This is a genomic window from Prosthecobacter sp., assembly GCF_044232965.1.
Lineage (GTDB): Bacteria > Verrucomicrobiota > Verrucomicrobiia > Verrucomicrobiales > Verrucomicrobiaceae > Prosthecobacter.
Window position 1 is genome coordinate 13,878 of sequence record NZ_JBIIKX010000048.1, and the last position, 22,340, is coordinate 36,217.

Annotated in this window: 20 protein-coding genes; 15 read left to right on the forward strand and 5 right to left on the reverse strand. The window is 59.6% G+C overall.

Features of this window, described 5'->3' with window-relative positions; all coding sequences use genetic code 11:
- Positions 1-124 precede the first annotated feature (124 nt).
- Positions 125-427 carry a hypothetical protein gene (locus tag ACILSI_RS18030; protein ID WP_395723298.1) on the forward strand — a complete coding sequence of 101 codons (303 nt, stop codon included), beginning with the start codon at positions 125-127 and terminating at the stop codon, positions 425-427.
- A gap of 84 nt (positions 428-511) precedes the next feature.
- On the opposite strand, the gene ACILSI_RS18035 is transcribed toward ACILSI_RS18030, so the two are convergent.
- Positions 512-1,309: a thymidylate synthase gene (locus tag ACILSI_RS18035; RefSeq protein ID WP_395723325.1), complete on the reverse strand. Its 798-nt coding sequence runs from the start codon at positions 1,307-1,309 to the stop codon at positions 512-514.
- 78 nt (positions 1,310-1,387) lie between these two features.
- On the opposite strand from ACILSI_RS18035, the gene ACILSI_RS18040 reads away from it, so the two are divergent.
- The 6 genes from ACILSI_RS18040 (at position 1,388) to ACILSI_RS18065 (ending at position 6,162) form a co-directional block, all read left to right on the forward strand.
- Positions 1,388-1,792: a peptide chain release factor family protein gene (locus tag ACILSI_RS18040; RefSeq protein WP_395723299.1), complete on the forward strand. Its 405-nt coding sequence runs from the start codon at positions 1,388-1,390 to the stop codon at positions 1,790-1,792.
- 60 nt (positions 1,793-1,852) lie between these two features.
- The gene (locus ACILSI_RS18045; RefSeq protein ID WP_395723300.1) at positions 1,853-2,962 is read left to right on the forward strand and encodes a galactitol-1-phosphate 5-dehydrogenase; all 1,110 of its coding nucleotides are present in this window, start codon (positions 1,853-1,855) and stop codon (positions 2,960-2,962) included.
- Positions 2,963-3,083: 121 nt separating this feature from the next.
- On the forward strand, positions 3,084-3,614 hold the full coding sequence (gene lspA, locus ACILSI_RS18050; RefSeq protein WP_395723301.1) for a signal peptidase II: 531 nt from the start codon (positions 3,084-3,086) through the stop codon (positions 3,612-3,614).
- A 540-nt stretch (positions 3,615-4,154) separates the two neighbouring features.
- Positions 4,155-4,844, forward strand: coding sequence for a peptidoglycan endopeptidase (locus ACILSI_RS18055; RefSeq protein WP_395723302.1), 690 nt, complete (start codon positions 4,155-4,157; stop codon positions 4,842-4,844).
- 103 nt (positions 4,845-4,947) lie between these two features.
- Entirely contained in the window at positions 4,948-5,139 is a 192-nt protein-coding gene (locus ACILSI_RS18060) for a hypothetical protein (protein ID WP_395723303.1), read from the forward strand.
- Positions 5,140-5,208: 69 nt separating this feature from the next.
- Positions 5,209-6,162: a bifunctional riboflavin kinase/FAD synthetase gene (locus ACILSI_RS18065; RefSeq protein WP_395723304.1), complete on the forward strand. Its 954-nt coding sequence runs from the start codon at positions 5,209-5,211 to the stop codon at positions 6,160-6,162.
- On the opposite strand, the gene ACILSI_RS18070 is transcribed toward ACILSI_RS18065, so the two are convergent.
- Positions 6,116-7,549 (reverse strand): Gfo/Idh/MocA family protein, encoded by a 1,434-nt coding sequence (locus ACILSI_RS18070; RefSeq protein WP_395723305.1) that lies wholly within the window; start codon positions 7,547-7,549, stop codon positions 6,116-6,118. The two genes, ACILSI_RS18065 and ACILSI_RS18070, sit on opposite strands and share 47 nt — an antisense overlap.
- Before the next feature lie 187 nt (positions 7,550-7,736).
- Here ACILSI_RS18070 and ACILSI_RS18075 point away from each other — a divergent pair, with 187 nt between their 5' ends.
- Positions 7,737-10,136 (forward strand): VWA domain-containing protein, encoded by a 2,400-nt coding sequence (locus ACILSI_RS18075; RefSeq protein ID WP_395723306.1) that lies wholly within the window; start codon positions 7,737-7,739, stop codon positions 10,134-10,136.
- Positions 10,137-10,161: 25 nt separating this feature from the next.
- The gene (locus ACILSI_RS18080) at positions 10,162-11,565 is read left to right on the forward strand and encodes a hypothetical protein (RefSeq protein WP_395723307.1); all 1,404 of its coding nucleotides are present in this window, start codon (positions 10,162-10,164) and stop codon (positions 11,563-11,565) included.
- A gap of 80 nt (positions 11,566-11,645) precedes the next feature.
- Here ACILSI_RS18080 and ACILSI_RS18085 read toward each other — a convergent pair whose 3' ends face one another.
- Both ACILSI_RS18085 and rpsO read right to left on the reverse strand, forming a co-directional pair.
- Positions 11,646-13,799, reverse strand: coding sequence for a polyribonucleotide nucleotidyltransferase (locus tag ACILSI_RS18085; RefSeq protein ID WP_395723308.1), 2,154 nt, complete (start codon positions 13,797-13,799; stop codon positions 11,646-11,648).
- A 234-nt stretch (positions 13,800-14,033) separates the two neighbouring features.
- Positions 14,034-14,294: a 30S ribosomal protein S15 gene (gene rpsO / locus ACILSI_RS18090; RefSeq protein ID WP_395723309.1), complete on the reverse strand. Its 261-nt coding sequence runs from the start codon at positions 14,292-14,294 to the stop codon at positions 14,034-14,036.
- A 189-nt stretch (positions 14,295-14,483) separates the two neighbouring features.
- Here rpsO and leuB point away from each other — a divergent pair, with 189 nt between their 5' ends.
- Positions 14,484-15,590, forward strand: a complete 1,107-nt coding sequence (gene leuB / locus ACILSI_RS18095; protein ID WP_395723310.1) for a 3-isopropylmalate dehydrogenase — start codon at positions 14,484-14,486, stop codon at positions 15,588-15,590.
- 8 nt (positions 15,591-15,598) lie between these two features.
- Here the strand turns inward: leuB and ACILSI_RS18100 are convergent, their stop codons facing one another.
- A complete protein-coding gene (locus ACILSI_RS18100; RefSeq protein WP_395723311.1) occupies positions 15,599-16,555 on the reverse strand; it encodes a D-2-hydroxyacid dehydrogenase in 957 nt (318 codons plus the stop codon).
- Between the two features lie 75 nt (positions 16,556-16,630).
- On the opposite strand from ACILSI_RS18100, the gene ACILSI_RS18105 reads away from it, so the two are divergent.
- From ACILSI_RS18105 to ACILSI_RS18125, 5 genes are all read left to right on the forward strand, one after another.
- Entirely contained in the window at positions 16,631-17,428 is a 798-nt protein-coding gene (locus ACILSI_RS18105; protein ID WP_395723312.1) for a ThuA domain-containing protein, read from the forward strand.
- 127 nt (positions 17,429-17,555) lie between these two features.
- Positions 17,556-18,356, forward strand: coding sequence for an FkbM family methyltransferase (locus ACILSI_RS18110; RefSeq protein WP_395723313.1), 801 nt, complete (start codon positions 17,556-17,558; stop codon positions 18,354-18,356).
- Positions 18,357-18,382: 26 nt separating this feature from the next.
- On the forward strand, positions 18,383-19,321 hold the full coding sequence (gene miaA, locus ACILSI_RS18115) for a tRNA (adenosine(37)-N6)-dimethylallyltransferase MiaA (RefSeq protein WP_395723314.1): 939 nt from the start codon (positions 18,383-18,385) through the stop codon (positions 19,319-19,321).
- Positions 19,276-20,376, forward strand: coding sequence for a 3-dehydroquinate synthase (aroB, locus tag ACILSI_RS18120; RefSeq protein WP_395723315.1), 1,101 nt, complete (start codon positions 19,276-19,278; stop codon positions 20,374-20,376). Before miaA ends, aroB begins: the two co-directional genes overlap by 46 nt.
- A 33-nt stretch (positions 20,377-20,409) precedes the next feature.
- Entirely contained in the window at positions 20,410-22,239 is a 1,830-nt protein-coding gene (locus ACILSI_RS18125; protein ID WP_395723316.1) for a VWA domain-containing protein, read from the forward strand.
- Positions 22,240-22,340: the final 101 nt, after the last annotated feature.

The window sequence follows — 22,340 nt, forward strand, 5'->3', positions numbered from 1 at the left end:
GTTTAAAATTTGCCCGATCTTTTTTGAAACTGCGTGGGAACATTCGCGTTAAAGCACGCACACGCAGGCTTGGAACCCCAACCCCCCGCGTTCCGCAAACACAAACCAGTATCAACCACAGACTATGAAATCGATCACCTCGATCCTCGCCATCCTCGCCCTCGCCGCCACCATCAACGCCGCCGAAGGCGACGCCAAGAAGCCGGAAGCCGGCAAGAAGAAGGCTCCGCCAAGCCCAGAGCAGATGATGAAGACGCTCGACAAGGACGCCAACGGCTCCATCTCCAAAGAAGAGTTTCTCGCCTCCCCTGGCGCCAAGAAAGACGCCGCCAAGGCTGAAGAGCGCTTCGGCAAGATGGACAAGAACAAGGACGGCTCCCTTTCCAAGGAAGAAATCACCCCGAAGCCCAAGAAAGACGCGAAGTAATCTCGCCGCTTTGACTTGAAGTCACCCACGCCGCACCCGCCTTTGGCGAGTGCGGCTTTTTTGTGCCCGCGGCCGGCGGGGCCATCACACGGCGATCTCAGCCTTGATGGCCGGATGCGGATCGTAGCCTTCCAAGGTAAAATCCTCGAAGCGGAAGGCGTCGATCTCTTTAACGGCGGGGTTAAGCTTCATCACGGGCAAGGCACGCGGCTCACGCGTGAGCTGAAGTTTCGCCTGATCGAGGTGATTCGAGTAGAGATGCAGATCACCGAAGGTGTGGACAAATTCGCCAGGCTGGAGATCGCAAACCTGCGCAGCCATCAGCACCAGCAGCGCGTAGCTGGCGATGTTGAACGGCACGCCAAGAAAAAGATCAGCGCTGCGCTGGTAGAGCTGACAGCTCAATTTGCCGCGATCGACAAAGAACTGAAAAAGGCAGTGGCAGGGGGGCAACGCCATCTTGTCGATGTGCGGCACGTTCCAGGCGCTGACGATGTGCCTACGGCTGTAGGGGTTTGTTTTGAGGCCATGAATGAGCTTGGCAATCTGATCCACAGGCTCCGCGCCCGGCGCTCCCTGCCAGCGACGCCATTGCGCGCCATAGACCGGGCCGAGATCACCGTTTTCATCGGCCCATTCGTCCCAGATGGTCACTTTGTTCTCGCGCAGATAACCGACATTCGTGTCGCCCTTCAAAAACCACAGCAACTCATGGATGATCGAGCGCAGGTGCAGTTTTTTCGTGGTGACGAGGGGAAAGGTGGTGCTGAGGTCGTAGCGGCTCTGCTCGCCGAAAATCGAGTAAGCTCCTGTGCCGGTGCGGTCCTCACGGTAGCTCCCGTGTTCGAGCACTTTGCGCAGCAGTCGGTGGTATTCTTCCATCGCCCAGTCATAGCGGGGCATGCGGCGGATGCAAACGCGGTGGTTGCAGCCACGCTCCCCTGCCCCGATGCTCCGCCCATGGCCGATCTGCCTGAAGACAACGCCCTGCGCACCCGCATGCAGAAACTCCGCCTTCGTGAGGAGGATCTGGAGGAGTCGTTCATTCGCGGTTCGGGCGCGGGCGGGCAGAAGATCAACAAAACCAGTTCCACTGTCGTGCTGCGGCACATTCCCAGCGGCATTGAGGTGCGCTGCCAGCGCGAGCGCTCCCAATCGCAGAACCGTCTGATCGCCCGCCAGGAGCTCTGCGAGCGCCTGGAGACTGCCTTTCAAACCGCCCAGCTCGAGATCCAAAACGAGCGCGAAAAAGTCCGCCGTCAGACCCGTGCGCGCCCACGCGGCCTGAAGCGCCGCTTCGTCGCCGGGAAGCGTCACCGCGCCGGAATCAAAGAAGGACGCGGCAAGGTGGGTGGCGACGAGTAGGCCGAACGCGCGTGATCATTCCTTGCCTCCGGGCGCACTCGCGGCATGATCCGCGCTCCCATGAAAGCGCTCGTCCTCACCGCACCCTCCGAGTTTAATTACGACCTCAACTTCCCCGAGCCCACAGCGGGCAAGAACGAAGTCCTGGTCAAAGTGCAGGCCTGCGGCATCTGCGGTAGTGACATTCACGGCATGGACGGCCGCAGCGGCCGCCGCCAGATGCCCATCGTGATGGGGCACGAGGCTGCGGGCGAAATCATCGGCCTAGGCGAAGGTGTGACCGGCTGGAACCTCGGCGATCGCGTGACCTTTGACTCCACCGAATACTGCGGCGAGTGCGACGAGTGCAAGGAGGGCTTCGTGAACCTCTGCCCGAACCGCCGAGTGCTGGGCGTTTCCCCTGGCGAATACCGCCGCCACGGCTGCTTTGCCGAAAAGATCGCGCTACCGACCCGCATCCTGTATCGCATCCCGGAAGCGCTCTCATATGAGAAGGCGGCCTTCGCGGAGCCTGTGTCGATCGCGCTGCATGCGGTCAATCTGGCCGACGGCATCGAAGTCGGCGAGGCGTTTGCCCCCGCCGAAGATCACTGCCATGAAGGCGGCTGCGACTGCGAACCTGAAGCCAAAGGCGGCGTCGCCGTCGTCGTGGGAGCCGGTTTGATCGGCCTGCTCGTCATCCAGGCGCTCAAGGCACGCGGTTGGGAAAAGGTCATCGCCGTCGATTTGGACGACAAACGCCTCGAACTGGCCCGCAAGCTCGGTGCGGAGGAGGTTTTCAACGCCAAACAGGAAGGTCTGGCCATGCACATCCGCCAGATCTGCGGTGGTGATGGCGCGGATGCCAGCTTTGAAGTCGTGGGCGCTGCCGCACCACTCGATCTCGCGATCCGCAGCGTGCGCAAAGGCGGCCAGGTCGTTCTCATCGGCAATCTCCAGCCCAACACCCCCTTCCCGCTCCAGGAAGTCGTCACCCGTCAGCTCACCATCAAAGGTTCCTGCTCCTGCGCAGGCGAATACCCCGAGGCCATCCGCCGCATTCAAGATGGCAGCATCCAGGTCGAGCCGCTCCTCAGCGCTGTGGCCCCGCTGGCTGAAGGAGCCGACTGGTTCAAGCGCCTTTACGATAACAAAGAAGGTCTGCTCAAGGTGGTGCTGCAACCGGCCTAGGCGTGTGCCGAGCCAATGACGAATGACGAATGACGAATGACGAATGCGCCTCTGATTCGATTCGTTCCCCTTTCCGGTCTTCCATTCGTCATTCTGAATTCGTCGTTCGTCATTTCCTCTCATGATCCGTCTCTTCCTCCTGCTCTCGCTGCCGCTCTACATCCTCGACCAGCTCACCAAGAGCTGGATCGTGGCCAACTTCCGGCTCTATGAAACCGAGCAGGAAGTCATTCCTGGCGTCTTCTGGCTGCATCATGCCGCGAACACGGGCGTGGCCTTCGGCATGTTCAACGGCACCGAGTACGCGAACTACGCCTTCACCGCCGTCTCCCTGGCCGCACTCACGTTCATCTATGTGATGCATCAGAAAGGGCTTTTCCCCGGCAAGCTGAGTCGCCTCGCCGTGGCGCTGCTGGTCTCCGGCGTCTTCGGAAACCTGACGGACCGCCTGTTCCGCACACATGAGGGCGGTCATCTTTTCGCCGGCACCTTTCTCGACGGCTATGTCGTCGATTTCTTGAAGTTCGACTTCGGCTTCCCGCCCTTCCACCCCTGGCCGTCGTTCAACGTGGCCGACTCCTGCGTCGTCTGCGCGGCGATCCTGCTGGCGGTGGCATCGTTCGTCGAAGATCCCAAGTCCAAACAGGCTTGAGGCACCCAATTCCGGGCCAACGGCCCGGATTTTGATCACCGGGAAGACTGATCCCGACTTTCCCACCGCTCAAGCAGCGGTTTAACACTCCCTTTGCCCATCTCGGGAAAAATCATGCCCAGATGGCAAGGCTCCAGTCGACGGAGCAGGCCAGGGGAATTCACCTCCCCTTCCCTGCCCCTCATAGGCGAGGCGGAGCACTCATCGAATGCGATTCTCAAATGACGCCGGAGGCATACAGAAATTAGAAAATGAGGAAAGCCGCCTTTTCTATTATTATCACACTTTTGATCGAAACGAGGCCATTAAGTCTGTTTTTCGCGTCCCCGAATAGGCATCTCGAGTCAAAAAATCAAAATTTGGTGAGCGGTGGTCATTTTTGACCAAAACATAACTCATTGATAAACAATAGTTTAACAAAATTACTTGTTGCTGTTTTTATCATATTTACAAATAAATGAGTTATTTCTGAAACGGTTGTTGCAATGATTCTAGCTTTTGCTATAAAAACTAGCAGAAACAAAAACCACTTACGCAGCCATGGAAACGATCATCCGCCTCGCACTTGCCGCCAGCCTCCTCGTCGCCTCCATCGCGAACGCTCAGAACGGTTACTCTGCCGCCGGTTACTACGCTGCCCCCCAGGCCCAAGCTGCTTACGCTCAGCAGCAGGCCGCCAACGCCCAAGCCTGGGCCGCCTACCACGCCCAGCAGGCCAACGCTCAGGCCTGGGCCAACTATTACGCCCAGCAGCAGGCTGCCGCCCAGCGCGCCGCAGCTCAACGCGCTGCCGCCACCCGCCCTGCCGTCGGTGGCAATTCTCAGATCCGCTTCGACGGCCGCTTCGCCTCCGTCGGCCAGACCGCTCCTCAGGCCCTCCAGTTCGCCGTTTACGCCGCCAACACCCTCCAGAACAAGCCTTATGTGCTCGGTGGCGGCCATCGCAACATTGAGGACAGCGCTTATGACTGCTCCAGCAGCACTTCTTATGTCCTGATCAAGGCAGGATTGCTGAACCGCTGCCTGTCCAGCAAGGAGTTCGCCAACTACGGCCAGGCTGGCGAGGGCCGCTTCATCACCATCTGGGTGAAGCCTGGCGAGCATGTTTTCATGACTGTCTGCGGTCTTCGCATGGACACCTCCGGCCAGGTCACTGGCGAAGGCCCACGCTGGCGCACCAAGGGCCGCAGCTATGCTGGTTTCAGCCCTCGTCATCCTGTCGGCATGTGATTCTCATTTTCGCGACTCGATTCTCACACTCGTAAACCAAAGTTCATTCAAATCTGAAACTCACCGCCTAAATCACCTCGAAACTCTCAAATCTACGAATCATATGAAAACAAACACCACCTACTCCACTGCAAAAAACGAAGAAATCACCCTCGGCTGGTCCTCGATGCCTGCTTACGGCGAAGTGATGAACACCCTGATCGGCAGCTCCCACACCGACGTCGCCAGCACCCTGAAAGCCGAAAAGAAGACCATCCTCGCCTCCTTCTGGAGCACACTGAGCAACCTGAAGTAATCAAACCGGCTTGGAGCGGCCTTCGTCTTGCGGTCCGCAGGCACCCCGGCTAAATCTCCCGCCCCAAGCATGCAGGTTCTCCGCTCCATTGAGGCTCTTTCCACCCTTCCCGGCCCGCTGGCGCTCGCGGTCGGCGTTTTCGACGGACTGCACCTCGGCCACCAGGAGGTGATCCGCGCCGCCCAGGAGCATGCGACCCAACACCACGGCACCGCCGTTGTCGTCACCTTCGATCCGCACCCCGCGCAGGTGCTGCGTCCCGGCACAGCGCCGAAACTCCTCTGCGGCCCGCGTCATCAGCAGCTCATCCTGTCCCAACTCGGCATCCCCTGCCTGCTGGCCTGCCCTTTCACGGCTGAGACCGCCAAAACCCCCGCGCGTGACTTCATCGGACGGTTGGTGGCAGCCGCCAGGCCCTTGGGCTGCATTTCCGTCGGCTACACCTGGAGTTTCGGCCACCAGCGTGAAGGAAACATCCACCTGCTGATGGAACTGGGCCAGCAGCACGATTTTGCCGTCTATGGAGTCCCGCCGCTGAAAATCGACGGCGATGTTGTCAGTAGCACTCTCATCCGCGAGGCGGTTTCCAAAGGTGATTTCGCCAAAGCGGCGCAATTTCTTGGCCGCGAGCACTCCGTCTTTGGAACGGTGGTTGAAGGCCAGCACCTCGGCCGCCAGCTTGGCTTTCCCACGGCCAATGTCGCCGTCGAAAACGAACAACTGCCGCCGCTGGGCGTGTACTCCGTGCAGGCACGGATCGGCACCGAATGGCTGCCTGCCGTCGCCAATCTTGGACGCAGGCCCACCGTCGCTGAAAACGCCGATCCGACGCTCGAAATCCACTTTCCCAACTGGAGCGGCGATCTGTACGGCCAGGATCTCGAAGTGCGCTTCACGCGACTTCTGCGCCCGGAAATGAAGTTCAACGGCCTGGAAGAACTCAAGGCCCAGATTCAGCGAGACATCGACATGGCACTCACACCGCCTGCGGCACCTCATAGCCCGCGCGATACTCACGCGTGAGCAACGCGAGAGCTTCAGGAGTCGCCGTTTCACCAATGAAGGTTTCCTTCGCGGCATCGAGCTCCAGCATTGGGCCCATCTTGATGTCGAGTGTGGCGGCATCGAGCTCGTTTTTGACGAGATGCTCGTGGAAATCGGCGATCACGTCGTTCCAAGGCTGGAAATCCTTCACGGCTGCCTCGGCCTGCTCGCGGTTGTATTTCTGACCGAGGCGATAAGACAGATTGCCCAGATGGCACCACGCGCTGGAGTAATGAATGGCTTCGATCTCGGCCTTCAGCTCCGCTTGTTTGCGGCTGCGGATGGCGGCGATGAAATTGGCCGCGTGCGTCTTGCCTCCGTCGCCTTTGAAGGTGTGCAGTTTCTTGCCTTCGGCGTCATAGGCCGTGCCACCGCCACGACTGCCCGTGTAGTAACCGCCTTCACACTCGATGATCAGGAAAGCGCCCGTGCGACGGCGCAGATAAACATCTGGTGCCTTGATGCCCTTCTGGCGCGGCAGATTGTGGAAATCGACGATCACCGGGATGTCGCCCGTGTCCATGTAGGCGAAGTGCGTGTTCGGCGTCTCGCCCGCGTCATCCCAAGCGAAACGACCGCCACCGGCGATGACACGCTTCGGCAGCGTGACTTTGTCGCGGAAGACGACGTTGCGCAGATCGTCCAGGATGTGCGGCCCCCAGTTGCCCATTTCGCCGTTGCCAGTGTTCCAGTCCCAATGCCAGTCGTAGTGGAACTTTTGGCGGAAGATCGGCTCATCCTTCGCCGGGCCAAGCCACAGGTCGTAGTTCACCGTGGATGGCGGTGCCAGCGGCTCCGCCTGCTTGCCGATGGTCGCACGCATGCTGTAATGATTGCAGCGCACATACTTGATCTTGCCGATCGTGCCCGCATCGAGGAATCCTTTGATCTCATCCTGCAGCGGATCACTGCGCTGCTGCGTGCCGCCTTGCACGATGCGGTTGTACTTCCGCGCCGCTTCCACCAGCTTGCGGCCTTCCCAGATGTTGTGGGAGACCGGCTTCTCCACATACACATCCTTCCCAGCTTGCAGCGCCCAAATGGATGCCAGTACATGCCAGTGGTTGCCCGTGGAGACGATGACGGCGTCGATGTCCTTGTCCTCCATCACCTTGCGCAGATCCTGCGTCGTCTTCGCCTGCGGATACACCTTCTTGGCCTTGTCCAAGGCCGCCGTGTCAGGATCGCACAGATACGCGATCTCCACACCCGGCACTTTCGCCATGCGGCTCGCATTCCCCATCCCCTGCCCGCCCAGGCCGATGGAGGCGATGCGAATCTTTTCATTCGCGCCTAAAACGCGGCTGGCGGAAAGAGCGGTGAAGGCAAGAGCGGACTGAGTGATGAAGGAACGACGTGAGGTCATGGTGGTGAAATGTTGGTACAGACGGTTCTGCCAGAACAGCACGCCAATGGCAAGGTTTTCGACGACAAACTCACCCGGCAATCGCCAAGCCGTTTCGCGGCCAAAAAGCCTGCATTTTGAACAAGACTTTGAGGCTCTTTTCTGACAGCATCCTTGCGTCAGGTTCAACCAACGAGGGAATCAGCTTATGAAACGTATTCTTACCAGTGTGTTGACAGGATGGGTGATGCTCATCGGAACCACGGCGACTGTCGCCCAGCAGACAGCAGCCCCTTCAAAGGCGATCATCGTCTTTGACGCCTCAGGAAGCATGTACGGCCAAGTGCCCGGCGGTGTGAAGATCGACATCGCAAAAAAAGCCGTCAGCGACATTGTCGGCACGGCTGATCCTTCGATGGAACTCGGCCTGATGGCCTACGGCCATCGCAAAAAAGGCGACTGCGAGGACATCGAACTGCTGGTGCCACCGCAGGCTGGCAGTTCTGCGGCCATCTTGAAAGCCGTGGCCGCACTGGAACCCAAAGGCAAGACGCCTCTCACCGCCGCCGTCATCCAAGCGGCCAAGTATTTGAAGTTTGAGGAGGCCAAGGCCTCTGTGATCCTGGTCAGCGACGGCGTGGAGACCTGCGACAAAGATCCCTGCATGGCGGCGGAAGAACTGGAGCGCCTCGGCATTGATTTCACCTGCCACGTCATCGGTTTCGACCTCAAGCCAGGGGAATCCTCGGGGCTGGAGTGCCTGGCAAAAAAAACCGGCGGGATGTATCTCGCGGCGAAGGATGCCGCGTCCCTCAAATCTTCGCTGGAAGTGGCGATGAAGCAGGTGGCGAAGCCGGTGACAACGCTGGTCGTAGAAGCCAAGAAATCCTCCGGTGGCGAGCTCATCACTGGCGTCTCTTTTGAGGTGTTCGGCGAGGGTGCGGACGAAAAAGCCCTCTTCAACGGCACTGGAGGCCGCTGGAGCGTTGAACTGCCGAAAGCAGGCAAATACACGATCAGCGCGAAGTTGAACGGCAAGGTTCTCGAGCTCGACGCGAGCCTGAAGGAAGGCGAAACCGTCACCAAGGAGGTGGTTTTCTCCGAAACAGGCCTGAAGGCTGTCGCCTATGACAAAGAAGGCGGCACAGCCTTTGAGAAAGATGTGTCGTGGGATCTTTACGGCCCGGCCGACGCCGAGGGCAATCGGGTGAAGTTCGGTTACAGCTACGAGGCCAAACCTTTCCTCAAAGTCGCCGCCGGCACCTACCTGCTCAAAGCCGTGCGCGGCAATGCCAGCGCCAGTGTGGACGTGGTGGTCAAAGAAGGCCCGCCGCAGGAAGTCAAAGTCATCCTCGGCAGCGGCAATCTCAAACTCAGCGCCATCAGTGCGGAAGGTCAGCCGCCCATCACCAAAGACCTTGCCTGGGACATTTACACGCCGCCAGACGCCGAAGGTCAGCGCAAAAAACTTGGCTACAGCTACGACGCCCAGCCTAAACTCACCCTGCCATCCGGTCCATGCCTCGTGACCGTCGCTTACGGCAACGCCAAGGGGCAGATGGAAGTCGAGGTGAAGGCTGGAGAGACCCAGGACATCGTGGTGCTCATTGGCAGCGGCAAACTCAAGCTTGCCGTCGTCATGGAGGAAGGCGGCACACCCGTTGCCAAGGATGTGGCCTGGGATGTCTTTGGCGAGGCCGACGCTGAGGGCAATCGCCTAAAAGCGGCCTACAGTTACGACGCGCAGCCAACGCTGAGCCTTCCGGCGGGCAAGTTCCTCGTCCAAGCCGTTGTTGGCAATGCCAAGGGCACTGCAACGGTCGAGATCAAGGCCGGGGCCACCCTTGAAAAGACCATCATCTTGGGTGCTGGCCGCGTGAAACTCTCCGCTCTCGCGACTGAGGGAGCTGAACCGATCTCCAAGGATCTCGCCTGGGACATCTTCGGTGCTGCTGACGCTGAAGGCACCCATCCCAAGGCCGGGTACAGTTACGAAGCGCAACCCACGTTGAGCCTTCCTGCTGGAAAATACCTCGCCCAAGTGGCCTGGGGCAATGCCACAGTTAAACAAGAAATCGAGGTCGCTGCTGGCAAGCTCAAGGAAATCGCGGTCATTATGAATGCCGGCACAATCGCGGCGACGGCGGTGATGGCCGAGGGAGCCGATCCTGCGCCCGATGGTCTCTCCTGGGATGTCTTTGGCGAACCCAATGCGGAGGGTGAACGACCCAAGGTGGCTTACAGCTACGATTCACAGCCTAAATTCCGTCTCATCGCGGGCAAATACCTCGTCACCGTCACGCGTGGCGGTGTGGTGGCCAGGAACGAAGTTGAAGTCATCGGCGGCAAGATGATCCCCAAGGCCGTCAATTTGAACGCAGGCACGCTCAAGCTCAGTTCCAGCACTCCAGGCGGCTGGGACATCTACGGCCCGCAGGATGCCGAGGGAAACCGCAAGAAGCTCAGCTACTCCTACGATCAAAATTTCAAAATCGCCCTGCCCGCTGGCAAAGCGCTGGTCGTTCGCAGTGAAGGCCAGAAAATAGCCGAGCAAGAGGTCGAGATCAAAGCCAACACCTTGAGCGAGCTCACGCTGGACGCAAAATAAGCCATCAACAGCCGCCTTCACGCTTATGAACGCCATCTTGCGCAGCAAACTCCTGCGGAACATGCTTGTCGTCATGACCGGTCTCCTTGCATGCGCAATGCTGGAAACGCCGGGCATCGCACAGACCACTTACTGGGAGATCGAACCGGTCAAGGATCCGCGCGTTGCGTCCGGCACATTCTCCACCATCGGTGGCAGAACCACGCCTGCGGGTGTTCACTTCAAATTGATGAACAACCAGCTCAACGCGCCGGTGGTGATCACCTTGACCGCGCAGGATAAAACGAAGCCGCTGCGCATCCGTGCTTTCAAGGACAGCGGCGAGTTGTTTGTCAAAGACACTGATGCCAGCGGCATTGCCACCCAGAGCTTCCGCACCGGAGAAGACATCAAGTTTGCGGTCACGGGTGACAAAGGGGCCGCCTACCAGCTCTCCGTCTGGCGCGGGCCGCAGATCATCCTGCCTCCGCCTAGCCCTGTGCAACCGATGTCGGACATCTCTCCACCACATGAGATCACCACAGCCGCACCTGAGAAGGCTGGCGGTGGCTCCATGACGACCGTGTTGCTGACAGGCATTTTCGTCGTGCTCATGGTGATCGCCGTGCTGATGTTCCGGGGACAGCAGATGAAAGACCGGGTGCCACTGATCCTGCTGCCATTCCTCCTGGTTCTCACCCCTGCTTACCCACAGGAGGAAAACATCGACATCCGCCCCCGGCCCGTCGCAGACGCGGACCAGGATGCGCGCCACGCCGAGCAGATCCAGGGGCACATCGACAAGTTCAAAGAGATCACGGAAGCTATTAAAACCATCACCGAAGGCAAAATCGACTTCAACAGTCCCATCGACATCAAAAGCCTTGAGGAGAAAGGCTTCAAGGGAGCGAATGTGGACATCGCCAGCCTGTTACAGACCACGCTGAACCTGCTGGAAGCCTTTGAGATCATTGATCCGCGCGAAAAGTTTCTCCAGCCGGATTATTCGCCACCCGGCCTGCCCATTCTGCCCTCCCGTGCGTCGGGAGACGGCAGCATTTCACCCGAGGCCTATGGAGCCTTCCGCGATTTGCAGGGCAAAATCAACAAGGCCAAGACCCATCTCGAAGGCAACTACGTTGTGCTCAAGCAGACCGAGCTTAAAACCAAACGACTGGAGGAACTGGCGGACTCCGCCGGTGGGTTCAGCGCCATCGCCGGCCTCTACTGGGCCAAGTCCAAGGCCGACCCAAATGACCCGATGAACAAATCCAAGGCCGGCTTTTACGAAAAGTATGACGGAGGTCAGGAAAGCGGCCTCAAGTTTCTCAACGACACGCTCAAGGAGATGGCGGAGTTCGAACTCAAACGCTACGGCGACCGCAACTGGTATCTCTATTTCGGACTGCCCTACTACAACTTCATGGTGGCCCGCTATGTGAGGAAATGAGGCATGAATTCGGCGACAGCACAAAAAAGGGGCCGCATGACGCGGCCCCTTCGTGGTTTGGATGAAGTGGCAGGTGAGGCTTAGCCCACGTCTTCGGCAGGCGCGGCTTCGCCAGCGGCGGCAGCAGCGTCCTTTTCCTTCATCGCGGCCTTGCGGCTCATCTTGATGCGGCCTTTGTCGTCGATGCCGACGCACTTGGCGGTGACGATGTCGCCGGTCTTGACGACGTCTTCGGTGCGGTTGACGCGGAAGTCGGCGAGTTCGCTGATGTGGATCAGACCGTCTTTCTTGCCGCCGAGGTTCATGAAGGCGCCGAAGTTCGTCGTGCTGACGACCTTGCCGGTGTACGTCTTGCCGACTTCGATTTCCTGGGAGGTGCCGCTGATCATTTCGATCGCGCGTTCGATGCCTTCCTTGCGGTTGGAATAAACGTACACGGTGCCGTCGTCCTCAATGCTGATTTCAGCGCCGGACTCGGCCTGGATGGCCTTGATGTTCTTGCCGCCAGGACCGATGAGTTCACCGATCTTGTCAGGGTTGATTTTGATGATCTCGATGCGCGGGGCATACTTGCTCAGCGGCTTGATTTCGCTGATGGCGGCGTGCATGGCCGAGAGAATCGTCGTGCGGGCGCTCTTGGCCTTGATCACGGCTTCTTCAAGGATGCTCAAAGGGATGCCGGGGAGCTTGAGATCGAGCTGGTAGCCAGTCACACCTTCGCTGGTACCGCAAAGCTTGAAGTCCATGTCGCCGAAGTGGTCTTCGCTGCCCAGGATGTCGATCATCGTGAGGTAGCGGGACATCTTGTCGCTGGAGTCGAACTCGGAGACGAGACCGACGCTGATGCCAGCCACAGGGCGGATCAGCGGCACGCCTGCGTCCATGAGCGCCATGACGCCGGAGCACACGGAGGCCATCGAGGTGGAGCCGTTGGACTCCATGACCTCGCTGCTCACGCGCATGGCGTAAGGGAAGACTTCCTTCGCTGGAATGACGGGAGCGATGGAACGCTCAGCAAGGGCGCCGTGACCGATTTCGCGACGATTCTGACCGCCGAAGCGGCCGGTTTCACCGACGGAGAACGGAGGGAAGTTGTAGTGCAGAATGAAGCGCTTCGACTCTGGGCCACCCGCGTAGGTGTCCATTTCCTGGGCTTCATCGGCGGGAGCGAGCGTCGCGATGGCGAGCGCCTGCGTTTCGCCACGCGAGAAGATGGCGGAACCATGCGTGCGGGGAAGCACGGAGGCTTCGCCGTAGAGCGTGCGCAGATCGTCGAGACCACGGCCGTCGCAGCGGTTCTTCTTGTCGAGAATGCTGATGCGGAAGGCTTTCTTCTGGAGGTAGTCGAAGGCTTGGCTGATTTCGAAGTTGGTGGCGGCAGGGAAGGCGGCCTTGATGGCGGTTTCCACTTCGTCCTTCAAAGCGCCGACGGCCTTGCCGCGAGCAACCTTGGAAGGCTGGTAGAGAGCGCCTTCGATGCGGTCGCCCGCGATCTGGTAGGCGATTTCGAGCAGCTCATCTTTGACGAGCATGAGAGGAACTTCGCGCTTGGTTTTGCCAGCGAGCTTGGCCAGTTCGACCTGGGCGGCGACGATCTTGGTGACTTCGCTTTGAGCGTAGTGCAGCGCTTTGACGAATTCTGCTTCTGGCAGTTCGTTGGCGGCACCTTCAATCATGATCACGTCCGTGGCATTGCCGACATAGACGAGGTCAAGGTCGCTATCGAGACGCTGCGACTGGGTTGGATTGGCAACGAACTCGCCATTAAGGCGGCCGACGCGCACAGCGCCCACTGGGCCTGCAAACGGAATGTCGGAAACGCAAAGAGCGGCGGACGCGCCGTTGATCGCGAGGATGTCAGGATCGTTTTCGCCATCCGCGCTGAGGAGCAGGGCGACGATCTGAGTGTCGTAATAGTAGCCTTTCGGGAACAACGGACGCAATGGCCGATCCGTCATGCGGCAGGTGAGGATTTCCTTCTCGGTCGGGCGGCCTTCGCGCTTAAAGTAGCCACCGGGGAAGCGGCCTGCGGCGGATGCTTTTTCCTTGTACTCAACGCTGAGGGGGAAGAAGTCTTGGCCGTCCTTCACTTTCGTGGCGGAGACGGCGGTGACGATGACGATGGTGTCGCCGAGACGAACGGTGACGGCTCCATCAGCAAGTTTGGCAAACTTGCCGGTTTCGATTTCAATGGTGCCCTGTCCGAGGGCGGCGGTTACTTTGTGTATGGCCATAGGTTGGCGTGTGTGTGTTGGTTTGTGTGTTAGGGGAAAGGGAGGATTAGCCGCGAAAGGCTGAGAGCTGAGAGACGTGCTCTGGTGATCCGAGTGAGCCGGGCAGATGCGGATACGCCAAAGTTCATGGACGATCATGCGTCCTGAAAGTGACTCTCTGCTCTTGGCCCTTTGCTCTAAGCTAGAAACACGAAGGGCGATGCACTTGGCATCACCCTTCGGTAAATTGGGAGGTTAGCGACGCAGACCGAGGCTCTTGAGGAGGGTCTGATAACGCTCGTTGGCGGTCAGCTTGAGATAGTCGAGCAGTTTGCGACGACGTGCGACCATTTGGAGAAGGCCGCGACGTGTGGAGTGATCTTTTTGATGCGCGGCAAGGTGCTGCGTGAGGTCATTGATCCGCTTCGTCAGGAGAGCCACCTGGACGTCGGCGCTGCCGGTATCCTTGTCGTGGATCTTGAAAGAAGTGGAATCGATGGTGGTGGCTTCGCTCATGGTGGGATTGAATGGCCGGACAACTTGTCAGGCGGTGTGTGTTTCTGGGATGTGGGGCCGCGAAGGAACCATAGAAGCCTTTTTTGGCAAGGGGAAGTTTTGGCCTTTGTGAACAAGTTTTTGCTCTCTGCGGCCCCAATCCCGGCGCTTGCCACACCCCCGATCCTCATCCATAAACTCGCCCCTTTTATGTCACGCTCTTTCAAACTCGCAGTCCTCCCCGGAGACGGCATCGGCCCTGAAGTCATGGCCGAGGCGCTCAAAGTCCTCGACGCCGTCGCCGCCCGTTCCAGCCTCACCTTCGAATACAACCACCAGCTCGTCGGCGGTGCCGCCATCGACGCCGTGGGCAAGGCCCTCCCCGCTGAAACCGTCGCCGCCTGTGAAGCCAGCGACGCCATCTTGTTCGGCTCCGTCGGCGGTCCGAAGTGGGAAAAACTCCCGCCGAACGAGCAGCCCGAACGCGGCGCTCTCCTCCCCCTGCGCAAACATTTCGGCCTCTTCGCCAACCTGCGCCCCGGCATCTGCCACCCTGCCCTCACTTCCTCGTCCCCCATCCGCCCGGACCTCGTCGAAGGCGGCTTCGACGTGCTCTGCGTGCGTGAACTCACCGGCGGCATGTACTTCGGCCAGCCGAAGAGCCGCACCACGCTGCCCGATGGCGACATCGAGGTCATCGACACCATGGTGTACAAAAAGAGCGAGATCGTCCGCATCGCCCACGTCGCCTTCAAGGCCGCGCAACTCCGTCGCAAGCACGTCACCAGCGTGGACAAGGCCAACGTCCTTACCAACTCCGTCCTCTGGCGCGAAACGATGGTCGAAGTCGCCAAGGAATACCCCGACGTGACCCTCGCGCATCTCTACGTCGATAACGCCGCCATGCAGCTCATCAAAGCCCCGCGCAGCTTCGACGTGCTCGTCACCGAAAACCTCTTCGGCGACATTCTCAGCGACGAAATGGCCATGATCTGCGGCTCCCTCGGCATGCTCGCCAGCGCCAGCCTCGGCAAACCGAAAGGCGACGGCCTCTACTTCGGCCTCTTCGAACCGAGCGGCGGCACCGCCCCCGACATCGCCGGCATGGGCATCGCCAACCCCATCGCCCAGATCCTCTCCGTCGCCCTCCTGCTGCGTTTCTCCCTCGGCCTCGAAAAAGAAGCCCTCCAGATCGATACCGCCGTCAAAAAAGTCATCGACGCCGGCCTCCGCACCGGAGACATCTTCAGCGGTGCCCCCGGCACGAAGAAGGTGAACACCAAAGAAATCGGCGACGCGATCATCGCGGCGCTCTGATCCTCCTACTACCCGTTTACCACATTCACCGGCTTACCCGCCAAGAACGCTTTCAAGTTCGCGGCGGTGATGTCGATGAGGCGGGAGCGTGATTCGCGGCTGGCCCAGGCGACGTGCGGGGTGATGAGGCAGTTTTTCGCATTGAGCAGTGGATTGTCCGCTTTCGCAGGCTCAACCGACAGCACATCGAGTCCGGCTCCAGCGATGCGGCCTTCGTCCAATGCCTTCGCCAATGCGGCCTCATCCACGAGCGGACCACGGCCGGTGTTGATCAAAAATGCTTCACGTTTCATCAAACCGAGCGTGCGCTCGCCGATCAGATGCTTCGTGGCATCGGTCAGCGGGCAGTGCAGGCTGATCACGTCCGACTGGCGGAAAATGTCGTCGATCTCGGCAGCTTGGACCCCTGCGGGCGACGGTTCCTTCCAGGTGCGCTTCGATGCGAGCACCTTCATGCCAAAGGCCACACCGATGCGCGCCACGGCGCTGCCGATTTCACCATAACCGATGATTCCAAGCGTGCGTCCGGCCAATTCGATGATCGGATGATCCCAGTAGCAAAAATCCGGGCACTTCACCCAGCCGCCTTGCTCCACGCTTTTCGCCGCATGACCGACGTGGTTCGTCAGCTCCAACATCAGCGCGATCACATGCTGCGCCACCGCTGGTGTGCTGTAACCCGGCACATTCGTCACGACGATACCGCGTTCCTTCGCTGCCACGACATCGACGATGTTGAAGCCCGTCGCCGTGACACCGATGTATTTCAAATCTGGCAGCGCGGCGATGATTTCACGCGTCAACGGTGCCTTGTTGGTGATCACGATCTCCGCACCGGCACAACGAGCCACGGTTTGATCCAGCAGCGTACGCGGATGCACCTCGCAGGAGGCGATGGCTTCGAGCGGCTGCCAGGACAGGTCGCCAGGGTTTGCGGTATGGGCGTCGAGAAGAACGATTTTCATGAGAGGGCGGCATGCTTAGCCGAAAAAACAGAATTTTGGGAGAAAAAGTCATCACCTGACGATAATGCTGCCGCCATGCGCCCAACCTTGCTCTTCCTTCTCTCCCTCATCTGCCTGTTTGCCTCCGGCGTCTTCGCCGAAGACGTGAAACCGCTCAAAGTCCTCATGGTCTGCGGCGGCTGCTGCCATGATTACGAAAACCAGAAGCTGATCCTCAGCGAGGGCATCAGCGCGCGGGCGAATGTCGAGTTCACCATCGTGCATGAAGAAGCACGCGTGAAGGATGACCGCACGCATCAGATCAGCATCTACAAGGAAGCAGGCTGGGCGAAAAAGTATGACGTGGTCGTTCACAACGAATGCTTCGGCGCGGTGACGGACGTGGCGTTTGTCGATGGCATCGCCAAGGCGCACTTTGACGGCGTGCCCGCCGTGATGCTGCACTGCTCCACGCACAGCTACCGCACGGCCAAGACCGACGAGTGGCGTAAATGCCTGGGCCAGACCTCGATGAGCCACGAAAAGAACCGCGATCTCAAAGTGCGCAACGTGGCCCAGGAGCATCCGATCATGAAGGCTTTTCCCAAAGAGTGGCTCAACCCGAAGGACGAACTCTACAAGAACGAAAAGCTCTGGGAGAACTTCGTGCCACTGGCCACCGCCTTTGGTGAGGACACGAAGAAAGACCACCACGTCATCTGGACGAACCAGTACGGCAACGGCCGCGTCTTCGGCACCACACTTGGGCACGGCAATGCCACCATGCAGGACCCGGTGTACCTTGATCTCATCACTCGTGGCCTGCTCTGGGCCTGCGGCAAGCTCGACGAGAACGGAAAGCCGCTGCCAGGCTACGAAGCGAAGCAGAAGTAGGCCGCTTTCCAAAACAAGCCGGGGCGAGGACTAAATGTGGCTTGGAAATCGCGTCTCAAGTCTGATCGTGGTCGGAAAGACCGCATTGCCCAGGCATGGTTTCTGACCCATCATGGCTGCCACTCTGATGCGATCACAACTCAAGCGCCTGATGATTCATCTTCTCGCCCCGGCGGGAGCTTTTCCGTCCGCCATGACAGACAAGGGCACGCTGCGCTCCTTCATCAGCACGCTGCACCCGATACACCAGAACAAAGGTTTGATTCGTCTGGGGCCGCCTGGGGACGGTGGGTACTTGGTTCCCGATGATCTGGCAGGTATTGAGGCCCTGTTCTCGCCGGGGGTCGGAAATGTATCCGGCTTTGAAAAAGACTGCGCGGATCGGGGAATGAAAGTCCACATGGCCGACAACACCGTCGAGATCAGCGCCGCGTTGGATCGTCGCTGTCAATTCACGAAGAAACACATCGGGGCGGTGTCGAGCGCGGAGTTCATCTCCATGGATGACTGGGTGGATGCGGCGGCGTTGAAGCCAAACAGCGATTTGATGCTCCAGATGGACATCGAAGGCTATGAGTACGAGGCGTTTTTGAGCATGTCGAAGGGGCTCATGAGCCGGCTGAGGATCATCACCGTGGAGTTTCACCGGCTCGACCAGATGTGGAACTTCCCGTTCTTTCTCCTGGCCTCGAAGGCGTTTGAAAAACTGTTGCAGACCCACACCTGCGTTCACATCCACCCAAACAACACCTTCCCGCCCTTAAACAAAGGCGGGCTGGAAATCCCGCCCGTGGCTGAGTTCACCTTTCTGCGCAAGGACCGGGTGGTGAACCCTTCGCCTGCGACGGCCTTTCCACATCCTTTGGATCAGGACAGTTGCTTCAAGCCGCATTACCCGCTGCCAGCGTGCTGGTACAGCGGTGAATAGGCTGCAAGTTCACAAGAAAGCAGGACATGCTTCCTCCCAGCACCATCCTCATTGTTGGACCTACCGCCTCCGGCAAATCTGCGCTGGCAGCGGCTCTCGCGGAGCAGATCGGCGGGGAGATAGTCAATGCGGACGCCTTCCAGCTCTATGCAGGCATGGACATCCTCACGGCCAAACCCTCCGCAGCCGAGATGGCACGCGTGCCGCACCATCTTTACGGCGTGCTGCCGCTCAATGAATCCTGTGATGCTCAGCGCTATCACGCGCTCGCCATGCCGGTGATCACAGACATCGCAGCGCGTGGCCGAATTCCCATCGTCGTCGGGGGCTCGGGGCTTTACATCAAGGCGCTGACGCACGGCCTCTCTCCCCTACCCGCCGCTTCTCCCAGGCTGCGAGAGCATTTCAAGCAGCTCAGTCCTGGCGAGAAAATCGTCTGGCTGATCCAGCGCGATCCCGAGGCCGCCACCACCGTGAATCTGCGCAATCCGCGTTACGTTGAGCGAGCGCTGGAGATCTGCCTACTCACCGGCCGCCCACAGTCGGGCCTGCGACGTTCCTTTGCAGAAAAAGAACCGCAAGTAAACGGCGTCATTCTCGACTGGAACCGCGAAACACTCTACACCCGCATCAACCAGCGCACCGTGGCCATGTTCGAGGCCGGATTGATCGCCGAGGTCGCCGCGCTTGGCGAATTATCACCCACCGCTGAAAAAGCCATCGGCATCCGTGAAGTGCGCGAGCATCTGGCAGGACACGTGTCATTTGCAGAAACCGTCGCCGCTATCCAGCAGGCCACTCGGCATTACGCGAAGCGCCAGATCACCTGGTTTCGCCGGGAACGCTGCTTCCAAACGATTTGCCTCGATTCCGTTCCGACGACAGAGTACGCGCTGACACGCATCCTCAAACTCTTTCCATGCCCCCGCCCGTCCAGCCAGTCCGTCCCGTCTTCGTCAACCTAGGCCCCCGCAGCTACCTCGTGCAGGTGGGGCGCGACCTGTTGAAGACGCTCGGTGAGGAAGTAAACAAGAAGCTGCCGGACCGCGTGAAGTGCGCCGTCGTCACGGACTCGAATGTCGGCCCTCTTTACGCTGAGACCGTGCTTCAGAGCCTGCGTACCGTCGGCAAGGAGCCGAATCTCATCACCGTGCCTGCGGGTGAGTCGTCCAAATCGCTGACCTGGAGTCAATCCGTGCTCAGCGAGATGGTGCGCTTCGGCTTGGACCGCAAAAGCTTCGTCGTCGCCCTCGGCGGCGGTGTCATCGGCGATCTCGCCGGTTTCTGCGCCTCGATTTATCAACGCGGCATTCCCTACGTTCAGGTGCCCACCACCGTGCTGTCACAAGTCGATAGCTCCGTCGGTGGCAAAACCGGCGTGAACCTGCCTGACGCCAAAAACATGGTCGGTGTCTTCCACCAGCCCGTGCATGTCATCGCCGATCTCGACACGCTCAGCTCACTCCCGACACGCGAATGGAACGAAGGTTTTGCTGAAATCATCAAGCACGCCTGCATCCGCGATGCCTCCATGTTCAAGGCCATCGAGGACATCGCCGCAGGCAAAGGTGACATCGTCGGCCTCATCCGCCGCAACATCGCCATCAAGGCGGTCATCGTCGAAGCCGATGAGTACGAAACCATCGGCACGCGAGCGCTGCTCAATTTTGGTCACACTTTGGGCCACGCCATTGAAGCCGCAGCCGGTTACGGCAGACTACTGCACGGCGAGGCCATCAGTCTGGGCCTGCGTGCCGCTGCGTGGCTCTCCGCTCAAATCTCCGACCTCACCAGCGAGGACTACGAACGCATCGTGACGCTGCTCAAGCTCTGCGACCTGCCCGTGAAACTTCCCGATGACCTCGACAACGAGGAGATCATGCGCATCGCCCGCATGGATAAAAAATTCGAGAACGGCAAGATCCGCTTCGTCCTCCTGCGCAAGATCGGCGACGCCTACGTCAGCAAGGACGTGATGGAAGGCCATCTTAAGCAGGCGCTCGACGAGCTGCGGAAGTGATCAACTTGAAACCTGAAACTTGAACCTGAGCGGATGCGCTTCCTGTCTCCCGCCAACTTCCACCTCCTCTGGCTTGCGCTGATCCCGCTGGCGCTTTGGTTGTTCCGTCGGCAGGCGAAGCGGGTGCCGGTTTCGACGCTGCTTTTCTTTAAATCGCTCGCGCGTGAGCATCAGGAATCCGCGTGGCTGCGGCGCATCAAAAAATGGCTCTCACTGCTGCTCACGCTGCTGGTGCTGATCTTCGCCATCCTCGCGCTTGCCCGTCCGAGCAGCAACCTCTCTGCCGATTCACCCGGCGCGGTCGTCATCGTCATCGATCACTCCGCCTCAATGGCCGCGAAGGATGCTCAAGGCCGCACGCGGCTTGATGAAGCCAAACGGATGGTGAAGGACCGCATCCGCTCGCTGCCGGATCAAGTCGTGCTTTCGCTCATCTCCTTCGATGCGCGGCCCCATGTGTTGCTCTCCCGCAGCCGCAACCGCCGTGAGTGCCTGCGCTTGCTCGATGAACTGAAACCCGTGCCCGTCGAGGGCAAGACCGAGGCCGCCTTGAATGTCGCAAAGCGTCTCGCTGACCTCGAATCACGCTCGCGTATCTGGCTGGTGGCTGATTCGACTATTGCGGATGCTTCGGTCGATTCGATTCCCGTCGCATTGACCGAGCCGCTCAACATCGGCATCACGGGTTTTCAAATTCGCCATAGCCCGCTCGCACGAGATCGCTACGAGGCTTTTGTTAAAGTCAGCGCGGCTGCCAGCAACCCGGCAAAGACCACCTCCACGCTCGAAATCACCCTCGCGGGGCGCATTGCTCAACTGCGCGAGCTTGAACTCGCACCCGGCGAGTCCAGCGCGCTGATCCTGCCGCTCGAAGGACTGCGCGGCCAGCGTCTGGAGATGCGCCTGAAGACCGCAGGCGATTGTTTCGGCTGGGATAACGGACTGGCCGCGCCGCTGCCCAAAACAAAACCGCTCTCCGTCGCCTGGTTCGCTGAAAAGCCCGATCCCTTCACCGAACTCGCGCTTTCATCGCTCATCGAAGCCGGTCGCATCGAAATGAAGAAGGGCGATCCCGCCTCATGGCCGCCCAAGGAGCCGCCGGATGTCTATGTCTTCGAAAACTGGCTGCCGAAAGAGTGGCCTGCGAATCGTCCCGTGATCGCGCTCACGCCCTTGACCAGTTCCGGCCCACTGCGCACACGCGTCATGCGCGGCGTGCCGCATGACAGTGTGCGTGCCGTGCAACCGGATCATCCCGTGCTCTTCCGCGCCAGCAGCAACCGTATCGCCGTCACACAAACAACGGTGCTTGATCTGCCCGCGTCGTTGGAGCCTTTGTGGATCGCAGGCACGGAGCCTGTGCTCGCCGCCGGTGAGTTCAACGGCCAGCGACTCGTCGTCACAGCCTTTTCACCCGCCCAGTCAGAGCAACTCGCGTTGCTGCCCTCCTTCCCGCTTATTCTCGGCAACGCGCTCTACTGGTGCGCCGAAAACAGCGACGCTCTCGCGGACATGCGCACGCTGCATACCGGCGAGATGCTGAACGCCAGCAGCCTTGTGCAATGGCATGCCTGGGACGGCGACACCTTCATCGAAATCTCCGATGATCCCGCGAATGGCTTGCTGGCGCTTCAACGCATCGGCACCTGGGAAACCGATGACCGCAGCGGTGCCTGCGCCTTGATCTCCGACGCTGAAACCAACCTTCCGAAGCTCGCCAACGACGTTGCCGTCTCCACCCAGCCCGCCGCCCCGATCATCTCCTCCTCCGCCTTCAGCACCTGGCCAAAGCGTCTGATCTGGCTCGCGCTCGCCTTGCTGCTGTTGGAGAGCTTTCTATTTCATCGCAAAGCGGTGTATTGAAACTTGTTCACAGCCGCTGCGTTTATTCACAGCTTTTGGGAGCTGAAAAATCCCACATCTTGTTACGGCTATCTTAACAAAGCCCAAGATAGGGTAAAAAA

Coding starts and splice junctions, on each gene's coding strand:
- ACILSI_RS18030 (WP_395723298.1), top strand. CDS start 125: ATGAAATCGATCACCTCGATCCTCGCCATCCTCGCCCTCGCCGCCACC.
- ACILSI_RS18035 (WP_395723325.1), bottom strand. CDS start 1,309: ATGGAAGAATACCACCGACTGCTGCGCAAAGTGCTCGAACACGGGAGC.
- ACILSI_RS18040 (WP_395723299.1), top strand. CDS start 1,388: ATGGCCGATCTGCCTGAAGACAACGCCCTGCGCACCCGCATGCAGAAA.
- ACILSI_RS18045 (WP_395723300.1), top strand. CDS start 1,853: ATGAAAGCGCTCGTCCTCACCGCACCCTCCGAGTTTAATTACGACCTC.
- lspA (WP_395723301.1), top strand. CDS start 3,084: ATGATCCGTCTCTTCCTCCTGCTCTCGCTGCCGCTCTACATCCTCGAC.
- ACILSI_RS18055 (WP_395723302.1), top strand. CDS start 4,155: ATGGAAACGATCATCCGCCTCGCACTTGCCGCCAGCCTCCTCGTCGCC.
- ACILSI_RS18060 (WP_395723303.1), top strand. CDS start 4,948: ATGAAAACAAACACCACCTACTCCACTGCAAAAAACGAAGAAATCACC.
- ACILSI_RS18065 (WP_395723304.1), top strand. CDS start 5,209: ATGCAGGTTCTCCGCTCCATTGAGGCTCTTTCCACCCTTCCCGGCCCG.
- ACILSI_RS18070 (WP_395723305.1), bottom strand. CDS start 7,549: ATGACCTCACGTCGTTCCTTCATCACTCAGTCCGCTCTTGCCTTCACC.
- ACILSI_RS18075 (WP_395723306.1), top strand. CDS start 7,737: ATGAAACGTATTCTTACCAGTGTGTTGACAGGATGGGTGATGCTCATC.
- ACILSI_RS18080 (WP_395723307.1), top strand. CDS start 10,162: ATGAACGCCATCTTGCGCAGCAAACTCCTGCGGAACATGCTTGTCGTC.
- ACILSI_RS18085 (WP_395723308.1), bottom strand. CDS start 13,799: ATGGCCATACACAAAGTAACCGCCGCCCTCGGACAGGGCACCATTGAA.
- rpsO (WP_395723309.1), bottom strand. CDS start 14,294: ATGAGCGAAGCCACCACCATCGATTCCACTTCTTTCAAGATCCACGAC.
- leuB (WP_395723310.1), top strand. CDS start 14,484: ATGTCACGCTCTTTCAAACTCGCAGTCCTCCCCGGAGACGGCATCGGC.
- ACILSI_RS18100 (WP_395723311.1), bottom strand. CDS start 16,555: ATGAAAATCGTTCTTCTCGACGCCCATACCGCAAACCCTGGCGACCTG.
- ACILSI_RS18105 (WP_395723312.1), top strand. CDS start 16,631: ATGCGCCCAACCTTGCTCTTCCTTCTCTCCCTCATCTGCCTGTTTGCC.
- ACILSI_RS18110 (WP_395723313.1), top strand. CDS start 17,556: ATGCGATCACAACTCAAGCGCCTGATGATTCATCTTCTCGCCCCGGCG.
- miaA (WP_395723314.1), top strand. CDS start 18,383: ATGCTTCCTCCCAGCACCATCCTCATTGTTGGACCTACCGCCTCCGGC.
- aroB (WP_395723315.1), top strand. CDS start 19,276: ATGCCCCCGCCCGTCCAGCCAGTCCGTCCCGTCTTCGTCAACCTAGGC.
- ACILSI_RS18125 (WP_395723316.1), top strand. CDS start 20,410: ATGCGCTTCCTGTCTCCCGCCAACTTCCACCTCCTCTGGCTTGCGCTG.